The sequence below is a fragment of the Longitalea arenae genome (assembly GCF_016924755.1).
Taxonomy (GTDB): domain Bacteria; phylum Bacteroidota; class Bacteroidia; order Chitinophagales; family Chitinophagaceae; genus Niastella; species Niastella arenae.
Map to the genome: position 1 here is coordinate 1 of NZ_JAFFJX010000012.1, position 16,730 is coordinate 16,730.

11 protein-coding genes and 2 tRNA genes are annotated in these 16,730 nt (G+C 46.7%); 7 read left to right on the forward strand and 6 right to left on the reverse strand.

The window, feature by feature from the left end; translation table 11 throughout:
- Nucleotides 1-22 precede the first annotated feature (22 nt).
- The 6 genes from JT717_RS20565 to JT717_RS20590 form a co-directional block, all read right to left on the reverse strand.
- Complete coding sequence (locus tag JT717_RS20565) at nucleotides 23-391, reverse strand: ISAon1 family transposase N-terminal region protein (RefSeq protein ID WP_205512924.1); 369 nt, start codon at nucleotides 389-391, stop codon at nucleotides 23-25.
- A gap of 175 nt (nucleotides 392-566) precedes the next feature.
- Nucleotides 567-640: transfer RNA gene (locus JT717_RS20570), tRNA-Asn, on the reverse strand.
- Nucleotides 641-916: 276 nt separating this feature from the next.
- Entirely contained in the window at nucleotides 917-1,273 is a 357-nt protein-coding gene (locus tag JT717_RS20575) for a Rieske (2Fe-2S) protein (protein ID WP_205512925.1), read from the reverse strand.
- A 36-nt stretch (nucleotides 1,274-1,309) separates the two neighbouring features.
- On the reverse strand, nucleotides 1,310-2,497 hold the full coding sequence (gene hflX / locus JT717_RS20580; protein ID WP_205512926.1) for a GTPase HflX: 1,188 nt from the start codon (nucleotides 2,495-2,497) through the stop codon (nucleotides 1,310-1,312).
- Nucleotides 2,498-2,722: 225 nt separating this feature from the next.
- Complete coding sequence (locus tag JT717_RS20585) at nucleotides 2,723-3,472, reverse strand: outer membrane beta-barrel protein (protein WP_205512927.1); 750 nt, start codon at nucleotides 3,470-3,472, stop codon at nucleotides 2,723-2,725.
- A 278-nt stretch (nucleotides 3,473-3,750) separates the two neighbouring features.
- A tRNA-Ile gene (locus JT717_RS20590) sits at nucleotides 3,751-3,824 on the reverse strand.
- 185 nt (nucleotides 3,825-4,009) lie between these two features.
- On the opposite strand from JT717_RS20590, the gene JT717_RS20595 reads away from it, so the two are divergent.
- The 7 genes from JT717_RS20595 (at nucleotide 4,010) to bglX (ending at nucleotide 16,721) form a co-directional block, all read left to right on the forward strand.
- Nucleotides 4,010-4,579: an RNA polymerase sigma-70 factor gene (locus JT717_RS20595; protein WP_205512928.1), complete on the forward strand. Its 570-nt coding sequence runs from the start codon at nucleotides 4,010-4,012 to the stop codon at nucleotides 4,577-4,579.
- A gap of 136 nt (nucleotides 4,580-4,715) precedes the next feature.
- Nucleotides 4,716-5,846, forward strand: a complete 1,131-nt coding sequence (locus JT717_RS20600) for a FecR family protein (RefSeq protein ID WP_205512929.1) — start codon at nucleotides 4,716-4,718, stop codon at nucleotides 5,844-5,846.
- Nucleotides 5,847-6,012: 166 nt separating this feature from the next.
- A complete protein-coding gene (locus JT717_RS20605; protein ID WP_205512930.1) occupies nucleotides 6,013-9,414 on the forward strand; it encodes a TonB-dependent receptor in 3,402 nt (1,133 codons plus the stop codon).
- 18 nt (nucleotides 9,415-9,432) lie between these two features.
- Nucleotides 9,433-10,950 (forward strand): RagB/SusD family nutrient uptake outer membrane protein, encoded by a 1,518-nt coding sequence (locus JT717_RS20610; protein ID WP_205512931.1) that lies wholly within the window; start codon nucleotides 9,433-9,435, stop codon nucleotides 10,948-10,950.
- 121 nt (nucleotides 10,951-11,071) lie between these two features.
- The gene (locus JT717_RS20615) at nucleotides 11,072-12,430 is read left to right on the forward strand and encodes a glucoamylase family protein (protein ID WP_205512932.1); all 1,359 of its coding nucleotides are present in this window, start codon (nucleotides 11,072-11,074) and stop codon (nucleotides 12,428-12,430) included.
- Between the two features lie 117 nt (nucleotides 12,431-12,547).
- Nucleotides 12,548-14,377, forward strand: a complete 1,830-nt coding sequence (locus JT717_RS20620) for a family 43 glycosylhydrolase (protein WP_205512933.1) — start codon at nucleotides 12,548-12,550, stop codon at nucleotides 14,375-14,377.
- A gap of 67 nt (nucleotides 14,378-14,444) precedes the next feature.
- Nucleotides 14,445-16,721, forward strand: a complete 2,277-nt coding sequence (gene bglX / locus JT717_RS20625) for a beta-glucosidase BglX (RefSeq protein ID WP_205512934.1) — start codon at nucleotides 14,445-14,447, stop codon at nucleotides 16,719-16,721.
- Nucleotides 16,722-16,730 lie beyond the last annotated feature (9 nt).

The window sequence follows — 16,730 nt, forward strand, 5'->3', positions numbered from 1 at the left end:
CATTCGGGCCAGTTGATGACAGCTAATCGGATGCTCGTCCAAGTGTATCTTTTAAAAAAAGCGCGAACTCTTTGGTGAGTCGTGCTCCTTTCATAACCAGATCCCAGTTACGAGATACAATTTCGCCTGTAGACTGAACTTCCCAACGGCGACGTTTTATGCTTAATTCTACTTTGTTCTCGCGAATCGGAAAGTCCTGTACACGAACTTCCGGATAAAACCCTTTGGAGTGAAGCGTTTGACCTGCGTATTCGGCCGGAGGTAGGTTCTTTTCTTCTAAAAATAAAACCAACCCTACTTTATCTTTTACAAAATGCGTTATATCAAAATATTCAAGTGTCCCTGCTGGTAAAAAATAGCCTAACAATTCTTTTTCCTGGTCCTTTTCCAATGTTTCTTGTCCGTTTTATTAGGCTGCAAAACAACAACTTTCTCCTAAATCCCCCAATTTTTCAACCTGATCCGGTAAAGGCACCTGGTATGCTACGAAAGTCTGAAGATGTATCTTTTCAGCAAATAATGACAAAAGAGGTTCCAGTTTGTTGGAACCTCTTTTGTCTTGAGTGCTCCCCCTGCTGGACTTGAACCAGCGACCCTCTGATTAACAGTCAGATGCTCTAACCAACTGAGCTAAGGAGGAATATATTTTCCCATTCCGAATCCTCTTACAATCAGGTGATTATTTATCACCTCTCCGAAATGGGCAGCAAAAATAAGGAATTTCCCATTTTAAAAACCAAGGAAAAAAGAAAAAATCACAATGATTTGTACATTTTTTTAGGTTCCGGGAGCTTGATTCCCCGGCTAACAAATATTTCGATCATCAGCGGGCATCAGATCCCGATCTTTCCCGATAAAGCGTTAAGCATTCAGCGCAAGGGCCAACAAAGTTTGCCTGTTGGCGGCCATCCTGCTGCTACAGCCAGCCAAACAAGCCTCCATCGGGTATTCCTACAAAGATCGCTTCCTCCCGCACTTCAACCGGGTAGGTCTTTAAATAATAACCCTCCCCACTCGTATTGCGGCCATTTTTTAAACTGAATTTATACCGGTGCACCGGGCAAACTACATTACCCGCCGCATCAATATACCCTTCCGACATAATACCACTGGCATGCGGGCATTTATAGGCAAAGGCAAACCACTCGCTCCCGAACTGTGTTATACAGATCTTTTTGCCTTTTACTTCCACCACGGCAATGCCTTGCTGGTTAAAAGCCAGTTCAGAGGAATGGTCAGCAATATGATGATACTGGAATTTTTTTTCAGTCATGGAACTGTGTTCGCCGTCATCGATGGTAAGCGGTCATTAATAAAAGCCTGTTTTATAAGGATACCGTATAGTATATAACTCCTTTACCTTATGTAATATAGTGCTTCGAAGCTCGTCGATATTCTTCCTTTCGGTAGCAGAAATAAACACACAATTGCCCTGTAACTGGTTTTCCCAACGTTCTTTCAGGTCTTGCAGGATCTCGGTCCTGATCTCTTCTTCCAGCCAGGGATCAAATGTATTTTTTTCATATTGATCCATCTTGTTGAAAATGGTGATCGTTGGTTTATCTATGACATCCAGTTCCTGCAGGGTTTTGTTCACGACACCAATTTGATCTTCATACTGCGGATGCGAGGTGTCTACCACATGTAACAGGATATCAGCCTCGCGCACTTCGTCGAGCGTGCTTTTAAAACTTTCTACCAGGTGATGCGGCAATTTGCGGATGAACCCAACCGTATCGCTCAAAAGGAAAGGCGTGGTCTCAAAAACCACTTTGCGGGTAGTGGTATCGAGCGTAGCGAAAAGTTTGTTTTCGGCAAACACTTCACTTTTGGCCAGCAGGTTCATGATGGTGCTTTTGCCAACATTGGTATACCCCACCAGCGCCACGCGAATAAATTCACCCCGGTCTTTGCGCTGGGTAGCCGCTTGTTTATCTATTTCGCTTAACCGCTTTCTTAACAGAGCTACTTTTTCACGTACAATACGACGGTCGGTCTCAATTTCCGTTTCCCCCGGTCCCCTGGTTCCAATACCACCGCCCAAACGTTCGAGGTGTTTCCACATCCCACGCAGGCGCGGCATCAGGTACTGGTACTGGGCCAGTTCCACCTGTGTTTTTGCCTGTGCTGTTTTGGCACGCCGGGCAAAAATATCCAGGATCAGGTCACTTCGGTCAATGGTCTTTACATCCAGCACTTTTTCAATATTGGTGATCTGCGACCCGCTGAGCTCGTCGTCGAAAATCACAATATTGATGTCCCGGCCGTCGATATAGTTTTTTATTTCCTCCAGTTTTCCCTTTCCCACAAAAGTGCGGCTATCAGGATGTGGCAGCTTTTGTACAAAACGTTTGACGGCTTTGGCGCCGGCTGTTTCTGCCAGAAATGCCAACTCATCCAGGTATTCGGTAACCTGTTCTTCCGTTTGAAGTTTGTGTACCAGTCCTACCAGTACAGCCTTCTCTTCTTTTTGAATAATGTTCTTCTTATCTAACAAATTCCTTTAATTTTCGGTGCAAAAGTAAGTTGAAAATCCGGAAATGCCGGTGGCTTCGCTGATGGCGCGAATCCTGCTGCACTGGTGCAGCCTCGCCGCATTCATATCTATTCAATTTTTTGGCCAGGAAAGAAAAATCCGGAAGAAGCCTCGCTTATGCGAAATCTCCTTCCGGACCATATAAAACGTTTCTATTAAAATGCTTACCTGAAATTACTGGCTGGTTTACAGACCGCTGATCGATATTCCGATCTGGAAGGGCCTGATGTCTACCAAACCGGCGTTCGGCGAAGCCCCATCTTTTATTAACTGGTTGATCTGGTACATGCCATAAATGCCAAACACGCCTTTGCTGAGTCGGCCCGTAACCGCCAACCGGGTAGTGTTGAAGAACCGTTTTGATTTAATTTTTTCTGTATATGACAAGGTTCCGCCATTGCTGCTGATGAGGTTCTTCCCTTTTGCCATCGCGCTCAGCATGGTGCCCACTTTGGCGCCAATAGCCGCTTTCCAGCTTTTATTGGTGTTTTCGGGGTTGGCTGCAAACCTTAGCTCAATGGGTAGCTCGGCGAAAGTAGTAGCGATCTTGTATTTTTTGAAATAAGTAGAATCACTTCTGAAGGTAAGCTGGCCGGTTTCTCTTCCTGAAATGTCTACTGTCATTTTATCGAGGTAGAAATTGTCGGTTCCCAAACCAACACCAACACCTACGCTAAAGCGTGGATCGGTTTTGAAGGGAAAATCGAACATGAAATACATATTAAAACTACGGGGGATGCCTTTGGTAGCAATAGTATCTGGTATCGACGCCCACCCATTGTAGCCAATTTGTAACATGAAGTGATCATTAGGCCGGTTGGAGAGATTGATCTTGCTCCAATCCCTTTTCTTAGGTTTTGCTGCTATGGTAGAATCCTGTGCAAATAAGGGAAGTACAGATGCCAATGCGAGGGAAAGCGTAATCAATTTTTTCATACTGTTCTCAAATGATTGTCAAAAGTATCTTTCACAGGGTTAATGAAAGGTTAAGGTTACAAAAAAGCCCATAGCACTGCCATGGGCAAAATGAGGTAATGGTTGACTTTTGCGGATCACTCCATTGGTTTGCTATCGGGCAGCGATACGTCAAACATGGAAATATACACTACAGAGACCCTGTTCTAATCGACTAATGATAGTCGCTTGTGTAGGGGGTACTCTAACCCTTCCCGATAATTTTTGGAAAGAAAGCCAACAATGAAATAAGAACTGTGTGGATCCTGTTGGGATCGAACCAACGACCCCCTGATTATGAGTCAGGTGCTCTAACCGTCTGAGCTAAGGATCCATCCCGGTTTTAACCGGAATAATATCTCTTAATTTAAGAACTTTCAGTTTCAAAGAGCAGCAAAATTAGAAAAATTCATTCAGTACCCGGCACAAATCTTATTTAATTTTTTAAATTACCTTGCGCAGCAGCTTTCAACCGACCTCTTTGGTCTATTTTTTCTGAACGTTTTGTGGTTTTTTATTATGCTTGCTAACGCTCACATCCAGGAACTGCAACAGCGTATTGCGTTATATGACGACCAGTCCGCCTATAAGCAATTGTTTGCCCTTTTCTATAAGTCGCTTCAGCAATTCGCCATCTCCTTTGTTCGCTCGCCCGAAACTGCTGAAGAGATCGTTTCCGATGTATTTATAAAGGTGTGGAAAAAGCGGGCCGGCCTCCACCGCATTCAGAACCTCAAGCTTTACCTGTTCGTAAGTACAAAGAATGGCGCCCTCAATTATCTCCGTACACAAAAGAAGGTATTCCTGCAACCTGAGCAATACTTCGTACAGCTGCAAAGCATCTATTTCGATCCGGAAAAATTAATGCTCACCGCCGAGATGATGAACCGGGTGCAAAAAGCCATTAACGATCTACCTCCGCGCTGCCAGCTCATCTTTAAACTCGTAAAAGAAGATGGTTTGAAATACCGGGAAGTAGCGGACTTGTTACAGGTTTCCCTGAAAACTGTTGAGAACCAAATGTCTATTGCCATCCGTAAGATCGGGCTGGCTATTCATTTCGATATTCGTACTACACTGTCGTCCTAGTTAAAGCGGGGCACCATTTTCCCTATGGTGGAAAATACGACACTATCGATAACCAGTTATCTAAAAAATCTTTCACTGCCTTGGGGGTATGACTTTTATAGTAGTGTCCTTATGAGTATATATTACTATTATACACATGAGTAAGGATAGAATCTGGTTTTTAGTTGGCAAAAAACTGGCTGGTGAGGCAAGCACTGAAGAATTGAATGAACTGGAAGGGCTGCTGCGTAGCGATCCGGATATGCATTATGCCCTGCAAAATATAACTGACTTATGGAACCTGCCTGCCCCCGCCAATCCCGAGGTGGAGGCTGTATTTAACCGGCATGTTAAGCGATTAAAAGATGCTGGTACAGACTGGGATCAAAATGAAGAAACAGAACCTCAACCTTACTACATACCTTTTCAAAAGCGTTCCCGAAAAAAAATAATGCTCATAAGCGCAGCAGCGGCGGTGCTTATGGCAGCCAGCATATACTGGTATCACTCCGTAACAGACCGGGCAACATCAGCCCGCCCTTTTGTGGCCAGCAAAAACGGCGAAAAAAATGAAGTGAGTACCCGCAATGGTTCCAAAACCACCATCACCCTGCCCGATGGCTCCAAGGTCTGGTTGAATGCAGGAAGCATACTCACCTATAATAAAGACTTCGGCGGTAAAATACGGGAGGTGCATTTAAGCGGGGAAGCTTTTTTCGAAGTGCAGCCCGCTGTTTCACCTGTAACCGAACAAAGAATTCCCTTCATCATCCATACCCAACATATTGATGTACGCGTGCTGGGCACTGCTTTTAATGTGAAATCGTATCCCGGCGAAAGGCAAACGGAAACCAGCCTGGTGCATGGCAAGGTGGAAGTGGTGATCCATAACCGCCCCGATGAAATATTCACGTTGCGCCCCAATGAAAAACTGGTGGTGATGAATGAGGAAATGAACCCTGCAGATTCCAATAAAACAAGCGAAGCCAGGCATGAACCCTTTGTTTCTCTTAGTAAATTGAATTATACCGATGCCGACAGCCTGCTTGTAGAAACTGCCTGGGTGCAAAACAAACTGGTTTTTGACAATGAATCATTTCTTGCAGTGGCTGCAAAAATGGAGCGCTGGTATAATGTGGAGATTGAATTCAGGGAGGAAAAAATGCAGGAACTGCGCTTTACAGGGATTTTTGAAAATGAAACCATCCAACAGGCATTGGACTATATGGCTATAACTGCTCCCTTTCATTATACAATGCATGGGAACAAAATAACGATAGGTAGATGATTTTTTAATCAAAACGAATTGCCAAATGATAAACAACAGCTCCTAAGCCTCCAATAAAAAGCGGAACCTCATTGCAGTGAGATTCCGCCAGGTAAATACAGGCTGAAATTAGTTTCCTGTTTAAGGCCAGGAAACACCTATTATTTAACCTTCCAATTAACAAAGTATGAAAAAAAACGGAATTCTGCTGAGTTTCGGCAGTGACCCGCTTTTGTTAAAGTTCATCCGCATTATGAAGCTTTCGTTTGCCATAATTCTGCTTAGTTGTCTTCATGTTGCAGCCGGTGGCTTTTCCCAGAACAGGATCAGCGTCGACTTTCAATCAACACAACTGAAACGCGCGCTGTCACTCATTGAAAAGAAAAGCGACTTCAGGTTTTTGTACAATGAAAACCTGGTTACCAATGCCCCCCGCATCACCCTCACCATGGTAAATGCGGAGGTGACAGATGTTTTGAACCGTGTGCTCAACAACACAGGGCTATCGTATCAATTAATGGCCAATAAACTCATCATCCTGAAAACAGGGATCTCGCCTGTTCAGGATCTGAGGGTTTCCGGCCGCGTTACCAGTTCTACCGGTGAACCAATAGCAGGGGTTTCGGTACTTGTAAAAAATACCAGTATCGGTACCACTACCGATGCGTCTGGAAACTATGCACTAACAGTTCCCGACAGCGCCATTCTCGTGTATTCTTCATTGGGATTCGAAACCCAGGAAATTCCCGTCAACGGCCGCACTACCATCGATGTTAGTTTAAAATCGGCAGACGCTTCTTCCCTGCAACAGGTGGTGGTCATCGGTTATGGTACCACTTCGCGAAGGGACCTAACAGCCCCGGTTGGTGTGGTAAATCCGGAAGATCTCAATAAACGTATGACGGCCACTCCCATGCAGGCCTTACAGGGTAACGCACCTGGCGTTCAGGTGGTAACCAATGGCGCTCCGGGCGGCTCACCTACCGTTCGCATCAGGGGGGTGGGGTCTTTCAATAATACAAATCCGCTGTATGTGGTGGATGGCATGTTCGTTGATAATATCGACTTCCTAAACACCAACGATATCGGTGACATGTCGATTTTGAAAGACGCTTCTGCAGCCGCCATTTACGGCGTGCGCGCTGCCAATGGGGTGGTAATTATCACTACCAAAAAGGGAAGATATAATATGAAGACCCGGGTAACATATAATGGTTACTTCGGGGTTCAGCGGCCCACGGGAGACTTTAAACTGGCCAATGGCGCTCAATATGCCGCCATGCAGTTGGCCAAGGGCACGGCCACTGATAGCGCCCGCGTCACCTTATCCTCTTCAAGGTTTGGCGGTTCTGGCGTAAATCCAACCACAAGCACCGACTGGTACGATGAAATATTGAAGAGCTCTGCCCTCATGCACAATCACAGCATCGACCTGGCAGGAGGCGCCAGCAAAGTAAATTACACCCTTGGGTTGAATTACCTCTACCAGGATGGGATCATGGAAACGGAAAATAACTTTAAACGGTATAATGTCCGTTTTCAACTGGAAGCAAAACCCTACGAATTCCTGAAACTGGGCATCACCTCGCATTTAAGCAATTTTACCCAGCGCAACCCGAATATCGGGGCATTTTCGCTGGCTTATATGGCTTCACCGCTGTACCCGGTTTTCGATGAAAGCAATGCACTGGCATTTCCTGAGAAGTATACTTCATCTTCTTCCCTTGGCTTCGCCAACGGCGTGTTCAACAACCCCGTGGCCGCTGCCAATTACTGGTTCGATAAAACGAAAGGATTCCAGTTTTTACCAACCGTATATGCAGAAGCAGACATCATCAAGAATAAATTGTCGTTCAGGTCGCAGCTCAGCCAGCGTTATGGTTCTAACCTCAATCAGAATTACCTGCCCGAGTATTATGTAGACAATATTCAACGTCAGGTGGTATCTACATTAACTACTACTGAAACAAGATCAGAGAACTACATTCTCGATAATCTGATAACCTACAGAGATGAGATCGGGGATCACCACTGGACCTTGCTGTTAGGTCAATCGGTGCGTGATGAGCGGTTCCGGAGCACCCAGGTAATTACCGACAGTGTGCCCTCACAGGAAACCTTCTGGTATGCCGACCAGGGCATCCGCCGCACCAATGGATATAATGAAACCGGTTTCAGAAATTCATCGGCATCATGGTTTGGAAGGATCAGTTACGATTTTGCCGGCAAGTACCTGCTCACAGGTACCTTCCGTGCCGATGGTACTTCGAAGTACCAGGACAAATGGGGCTATTTTCCTTCAATTGGTTTAGGCTGGGTCATTTCAGAAGAAGGATTTATGAAAGGCCAGCAATTGTTCGATCAGTTGAAGATCCGCGGATCCTGGGGCAAATTGGGTAATGATAATGTAAGCCCAAGCACCGGTTACGCAGTTGTATTCACCGGCAACGACTATTCAGGCGTATTCGGCAGCACCAGTGGAGCCAATGGCACTACTCAGACCGGTTATCGCATCGATCCTATTTTTGGTACGGTTAACTGGGAAGTAGTTACCGAGTGGGACGCAGGTATTGATTTTTCGCTGCTGAACAGACGGTTGAAAGGATCGGTGGATTATTATCACCGTCAAACAGAAAAACTGGCATTTGAAAGAAACATCCCTTTCATTGGTATTCGCCAGTATGGGAACTGGGGTAAAGTAAATAACAGTGGTATTGAAGTGGATCTAAGCTGGGCCGATAAGATAGGGAAACTGGGCTACCGGTTCAGTGGTAACCTCAGTACGCTAAAGAATGAGATCGTAGATCTGCAAGGCTTGAAAAACCTGCCTGGCGGTCCTGCAGAATTTCCAACCCTGTCGCGGGTAGGCGATCCTTTCAATTTCTTCTATGGCTACCAGGTAGCAGGTATTTATCAAAATCAGGCAGAAATAGATGCTGACCCAATTGCCCAGGCAAACGACGTAAAACCTGGTTACTTCAAATATGTAGATCAGAATGGTGATAAAGTGCTTGATGCCGAAGACAGGGTGAACCTCGGAAGCTATTTGCCTAAGGTTACCTATGGATTCAACATGGAGTTGAATTATAACAATTTTGACCTGAGTATTTTCTTCCAGGGCGTAGGTGGCAACTCCATTCTTAATTACAACCGGGCTACCCGGCAGAAATTCCCCGACATGAATGGTGATGAAGAATTCGTAACAGGCTTGTGGACTGGCGAAGGATCTACCAATAAATTCCCGTCGGCCATAGCTACTACTGCATCGTGGAACAACAATGCGAGTTCATTTTATGTAGAGAACGGCTCTTACCTGCGCTTGCAGAACGTTCAGCTGGGCTACAATTTTAAATTGGGAAAAGATGGGAATGGCCCTTCCTTCCGCGTGTATGCAACAGCTGACAGGCCTTTGATCTTTACCCGGTACAGCGGTGTAACGCCTGAAGTAGCTGGTTCTGCCGTTTTGCAAAAAGACAGGCAGGCAGCACCATCCAATACACCGGCCACCGTTATTTCATCAACAGGATATGATAATAACGTTTACCCTACCACCGCTGTGTATACGATCGGTGTAAGGATCACTTATTAATTTTTAATACTTCGCATCATGAATACGATAAAAAATATATTACTGCTCTTATTGGCGACAGAGATAGCGGGGTGTAATAAACTCCTTGACCGCGATGTGGAAGACCAGACCAGAAGCACCATTATAAATTATACGAACCTGAATTCGATGTATTCACCCGTGTCGGGCGTTTACAGAACGGCAGCAGGCGATAACCCGGGGCTGGTTCACTGGATGGATGTTGGTGTGCGCACGGTACGCGGCGATGATGTGGCCAAAGGCTCAGCGCCCAATGACCAGTTAACGCTCACTGATATCAAAAATTTTCAGAACAATAACCCTGGCGTCGTTTCTTTCTGGGGAAATAACAATTACTGGAATGACCATTTTGGCCTCGTGTTGTATTGCAATGAAGCCATAAACGATTTGAACAGGTATGAAGTTAATATTCCTGCCGGCGATAATCCCAACCGGGCAAACTATAATCAGTACAAATCAGAGATCCGGGTGATCAGGGCCTTCGCACATTTACTGGCCTCCCGGGTTTTTGGCGATGTGCCCATTGTATTGGATAATACAACGCTTACCCAGGTACCTAAAAGCACAGTACGCGAAGTACGCGAATGGATCATCAGTGAAATGGATTCTTCTATTTCATTTCTGGAAGATGCCAGGCCAAACCAGTCGGTGCACAGGGGTGCAGTAACAAAGTATACGGCGCTCCTGCTGAAAGCCAAAGCGGCCGCAGATCTGGCCGGTAATGATAATGGAAGTACGTACTGGGATGTTGTACTGTCTGCTACCAACGAAATTATCAACAGCAATAAGTTCAGCCTCTTCCCCGATTTTTATCAGTTGTGGAAAATTCCGGGCAAACTCAGCGATGAATCTTTGTTCGAATTGCAGTATACAGATTTTGGAACAAGTACAGGAACAAGTATTAAACCGGGCGCATTTTGGGACTTTCAGGGTCCAAACGGAAACCAGCGGGGCAGTTTTATAAGCGGCTGGGGTTTCCTGGAACCTACGCAGAACATTGTTGATTTTTTCAATACCCGTAATGATTCTGTTCGCCTTAAAACAAGTGTACTTTTTGCAGGTCCTGATGAAGATACATATGTAATTACACCCAGTGGTGATAGTATCTATGGCAATACAAACGGCCAGCGGCGGTTTATGGGCAAGGCTTACCTGCCCAGGAACCAGGTTACATCCGGAAGAAGGGAGTATGGAACAAACAACAACGTGCGGGTGCTGCGATATGCCGATGTATTGCTGTTAAATGCTGAAGCAAAAGTGCGCAAAGGTCAAAATGGGGATGCTCCTTTTAACCAGGTTCGCCAGCGGGCCAAATTGAATCCAATAACAGGTGTTACCTTACAACAGGTATTGGACGAGCGCCGCGCCGAGTTTGCCTGCGAATGGTGGGGTGAGCGGTATAACGACCTGATACGAACAGGCCAGGCCGCAACTGTGTTGGCGCCTGCAGGCTTTAATCCGGGCGAAGAGTACCTGCCCATTCCCATAGCGCAAAGAGATCTGAACCCAAATTTGTAGCAAGCTGATCAACTGGTTAAGGTCACCTGATCCGATGGCTGGGTTTTCGCGCCGGCCATCGGATCATTGAAAATGTTCGATCCATACCCCAACAAGTACCGAAACCAAACGCAACGCCGCAATGATAAGATACAGGGTAACCCTAATTACAGTTTTGTTTTCTTTTTTACTGATCCGTTGTACCAATACGCAAAAATCCGTAAACCATGAGGTTAAGTTCACCCCGGAAGATGAAGAGCTGTTCACGACAGTGCAGGAACACACCTTTCATTATTTCTGGGATGGTGCCGAACCTGTCAGCGGCATGGCAAGAGAGCGTATACATGTAGATAATATTTATCCGGAAAAAGATCAAACCGTTGTTACCAGCGGAGGTAGCGGCTTTGGCGTAATGGCCATCCTCGTGGGTATCCACCGCGGCTTCATTACGCGTGACCAGGGCCGCGAGCGCCTCGAAAAAATTGTGGAATTCCTGAAGACGGCCGACCGTTTTCATGGCGCCTGGCCGCATTGGTGGTATGGTCAAACCGGTAAAGTAAAACCCTTTAGTCCCAAAGACAATGGTGGCGACCTGGTAGAGACCTCTTTCATGTTACAGGGTCTCTTGTGCGCCCGGCAGTATTTTCAACGGGGCGATTCCGCCGAACAGGTGCTTGCCGCCCGTATCGATACCTTATGGCGCGAAGTCGAATTCGATTGGTACCGGAAAGGCGAAAATGTATTATACTGGCATTGGAGCCCTGATCATAAATGGGAAATGAATTTTCCGGTGCGTGGTTATAACGAATGTTTGATCATGTATATCCTGGCGGCTTCTTCACCAACACATGGGGTGCCGCCTGAAGTATATCACGAAGGCTGGGCACAGAACGGCCGCATCGTTGAACGGGCGCCCGTATACGATTATTCCCTGCAGTTGTATCACCAGGGCGATTCGCCGTACGGGGGGCCCTTGTTCTGGGCGCATTACTCTTACCTGGGGCTCGATCCGCGTGGATTGCGTGACCGTTATGCCGATTACTGGACTGAGAACAAAAATCAAACGCTGATCAATTTCACCTGGTGTGTAAAAAATCCTAAACACTATGTAGGATATGGGCCTGATAACTGGGGGCTTACTGCCAGTTATTCTGTACGTGGGTATGCAGCGCATGCGCCCGGCAACCTTTCCGATCATGGAGTGATCTCACCCACCGCAGCTTTATCCTCATTTCCCTATACCCCACAGCTCTCTATGCAGGCCATGCGCCATTGGTACAATGATATGCGCGACAGGTTGTGGGGGCCCTATGGTTTTTACGATGCGTTTAGTCAAACCGCCAACTGGTATCCCCAGCGTTACCTGGCCATCGATCAGGGGCCTGCCGTTGTAATGATGGAAAATTATCGCAGCGGTTTATTATGGCGATTGTTCATGAGCTGTCCCGAAATAAAAACAGGGTTGAAAAAGCTTGGGTTTACAAGTCCGCATTTAAAGTAAAACGGGCGCCCAGGCGAAACCAAAACCTGCAGGCAGCCGGATGCTGCATGTAGCCGGCGCTGCCGGGTATGCCGGAAGCCGTGCGGTGGAAGTTCGAATTAAAAAATTTTTTAGAAAATGTTTACAAAACTTCTTTATAAAGTCTTTTTGTTCATTGTTATACTACCAGTACCACAGGTGTTCCCTCAAAGCAAGGTTGATAATAAAGGTGGGTCTCTTTCTGACAGGAGGCCCGCCTTACCTAATTCTTCTCCCCGTACCTACTGCAATCCCCTGAATATTGATTACGGCTATACCCCCATACCCAACTTTACCGAATGGGGCCGGCATCGCGCTACGGCGGATCCCGTCATTGTCACTTACAAAGGCGACTATTATCTTTTCAGCACCAATCAATGGGGATACTGGTGGAGCAGTGATATGAGCAACTGGCATTTTATTTCGCGTTTATTTTTGAAGCCTTACCATAAAGTGTATGATGAGCTTTGCGCACCAGCCGTTTGGGTGCAGGGCGATACCATGTTCGTGTTTGGCTCAACCTACACCAGTAATTTCCCAATATGGATGAGCACGAACCCCAAGGGCAATGAATGGAAAGAAGCGGTGGACTCTTTTGAAATAGGCGGCTGGGACCCGGCCTTCTTCCTAGATGATGATGGGAAATTGTATATGTATAACGGCAGCAGCAACCGATATCCGTTATATGGGATTGAAGTTGACCGTAAAACATTTGATCCCAAAGGCACCCGCAAAGAAATGTACATGCTGGAAGACTGGCGTTATGGCTGGCAGCGATTTGGTGAACATTATGATAATACTTTTTTAGATCCCTTCATCGAAGGGGCCTGGATGACAAAACACAACGGTAAATATTATTTGCAATACGGGGCCCCGGGTACCGAGTTCAGCGGTTATGCCGATGGCGTGGTAGTAGGTGATCATCCACTGGGGCCATTTACTCCGCAATCGCTTCCCTTCAGCTTTAAGCCCGGAGGTTTCGCCCGCGGCGCCGGACACGGCGCTACCTTCAAGGACCCGTTCAATAAATGGTGGCATGTGTCTACCATCGCCATTTCGGTCAAAAATAATTTTGAACGACGGATCGGCATCTGGCCGGCCGGATTCGATAAAGACGATGTGATGTATATGAATTCGGCTTTCGGTGATTACCCATATTATTTGCCGGGAAAGAACGGATCTGCTAATGATACTAACCGGGCTGAAGCCGGCGTATTTACCGGCTGGATGCTCCTGAATTATAACAAACCGGTTACGGTTTCATCTACCCTCGGCAGTTACTACCCTAATTTTGCCGTGGATGAAGATATTAAAACCTACTGGAGCGCTGCCAGCGGCAACAAAGGCGAATGGATAAGCACTGATCTCGGCAATATCGCTACCGTACGGGCCATCCAGATCAACTATGCCGACCAGGATGTAGATTTCCTGGGCAAGACAAAAGATGTTTATCATCAGTATAAACTATATCATAGTGCCGATGGAAAAAAGTGGACCTTGCTGGTCGACAAGAGTAATAACAAGACCGATGTGCCGCACGAATATATTGAACTCCAAAACCCTGTTCAAACCCGTTATCTGAAATTAGAGAACATTCATATGCCCGGGGGAGAATTTGCACTCAGCGGCCTGCGGGTATTTGGAAATGGCAATGGCAGCAAGCCCGACTCAGTTAAACAATTTGTTGTGCTGCGAACCGAGAAGGACAAGCGCAGCGCCTGGTTAAAATGGTCGCCGGTTGATAATGCATACGCTTATAATATTTACATGGGCATTGCTCCTGACAAATTATACAATTGTGTAATGGTGTATAGCAGCAATGAATATTACTGCAAAACCATGGATAAGGAAAAACCTTATTATTTTTCTATTGAAGCCATCAACGAAAACGGCGTATCGGCAAGAACCAAAATTGTAAGAGTAGATTAATAATGAAGCGGACCGACCGCAGTCCTATAGAAAAGAATTAAAACGAAAGACTCAAAAAAATATCAATATGCCGAGGTTAATTTCAACGATTGTAGGTTTATTTTTCCTGTTTCAGCTGGCTGCACAAACACCCGATGCAAAAATGAAAGCATACGTGGCCAATCTCATGAGTAAAATGACCCTTGAAGAAAAGATCGGTCAGCTGAACCTGGTAACACCCGGCTGGGGCGTTCCTACCGGCTCTGTAGTAAGTAAAGGCGTGGAAGATAATATCCGCAAAGGCCGGGTAGGTGGCTTGTTTGGCATTTTCGGTGCCGACAAAGTGCGCCAGGCGCAAACACTGGCTATTAAGGAAAGCCGCTTGCATATCCCCCTGTTATTCGGTCTCGATGTAATTCATGGTCATAAAACTATTTTTCCCATTCCTTTGGCCATTTCCTGTTCCTGGGATACGGCATTGATCGAGCGCAGTGCCCGTATAGCTGCTATGGAAGCAACGGCCGATGGCTTGTGCTGGGTATTCTCGCCCATGGTAGATATCGCCCGTGATCCGCGCTGGGGCCGCATTGCAGAAGGTTCCGGCGAAGACCCTTACCTGGGATCAAAGATCGCACGCGCCATGGTAAAAGGTTATCAGGGCAATGACCTGTCGAAAGACAATACCGTAATGGCTTGTGTTAAACATTTTGCCTTATATGGCGCTGCCGAGGCCGGCCGCGATTACAACACCACCGATATGAGCCGCATCAGAATGTACAACGAATACCTGCCGCCCTACAAGGCGGCAGTGGATGCGGGCGTAGGCAGTGTTATGAGCTCTTTCAATGAAATCGATGGCATACCGGCTACCGGCAACCGGTGGTTGCTGACCAATTTATTACGCCAACAATGGGGCTTTAACGGACTGGTGGTATCTGATTATACCTCCGTTAACGAGATGACTGCCCATGGCCTGGGCGACCTGCAGGCTGTTTCCGCCCTGGCATTGAATGCTGGTTTGGATATGGATATGGTGGGCGAAGGGTTTTTAACCACCCTGCAAAAGTCGCTGAAAGAAGGCAAGGTTACCACAAAACAGATCGATGATGCCTGCCGCCGCATCCTTGAAGCAAAATATAAGCTGGGCTTGTTTCAGGACCCCTACCGTTATATTAACGAAGCGCGTGCAGACAAAGAAATTCTCACTGAAGAAAATAGAAAAGCGGCCCGGGAAATAGCTACGCGTTCAATGGTGCTGTTGAAAAATGAGCGTCAGATCCTGCCATTGAAGAAGACGGGCACCATTGCTTTGATCGGTCCCCTCGCCGATAACCATTCAGAAATGTTGGGCACCTGGGCTGTATCGGGCGATAAAACAAAAAGTGTTACCATAAAACAGGGGATCCAGAATGTAGCCGGTACCGGCTTACAGATCATATATGCAAAAGGCGCAAACATCACCGATGACACGGCTTTTGCCAAACGGATCAGTCCCTTTGCAGAACCAACCGAAATTGATGCCCGCTCGCCGGACACCCTGATCCGCGAGGCGGTTGAAGCAGCCGGAAAAGCAGATGTGGTGGTAGCGGTAGTGGGCGAAGCAGCGGAAATGTCGGGCGAGTCGGCCAGCCGTACCGAACTCGATCTTCCCGGCAGCCAGCGTAAATTGATAGAAGCATTGGCAAAAACCGGGAAACCCCTGGTGGTGGTATTGATGAATGGCCGCCCCCTCGCAATACCCTGGCTCCACCAGCAGGCGCCCGCCATACTGGAGGCCTGGTTCGCAGGCACTGAGGCTGGTAACGCCATTGCAGATGTGTTGTTTGGAAATTACAATCCATCGGGCAAACTCACGACTTCCTTCCCACGAAGTGTGGGCCAGATCCCCATTTATTATAATCACAAAAACACCGGAAGGCCCTATGAAGGCGGGAGCCCAAAGTTCAAATCGAACTATCTCGATGAGGTAAATGAGCCCTTATATCCTTTTGGCTACGGACTCAGCTATACGACCTTTACCTATGATACAGTTACTTTAAGTCAAACTGTTTTAAGGCCGGGCCAGTCGATAACCGCATCCGTTATGGTTAAAAATGCAGGTAACCTGACCGGGGAAGAAACGGTACAATTGTATATCCGTGATCTGGTGGGGTCAGTAGCCCGGCCCGTAAAAGAATTAAAGGGCTTTCAAAAAGTACAGTTGAATGCGGGCGAATTGAAGAAGGTGGAATTCACCATCACCGAAAATGATCTGAAGTTTTATAACAGCGATCTGAAGTATGTATCAGAACCAGGCGATTTCAAACTTTACATCGGCACCAACAGCCGCGATGTGAAGGAAGCAGCTTTCAGGTTGGTAAAATAATTATGAACC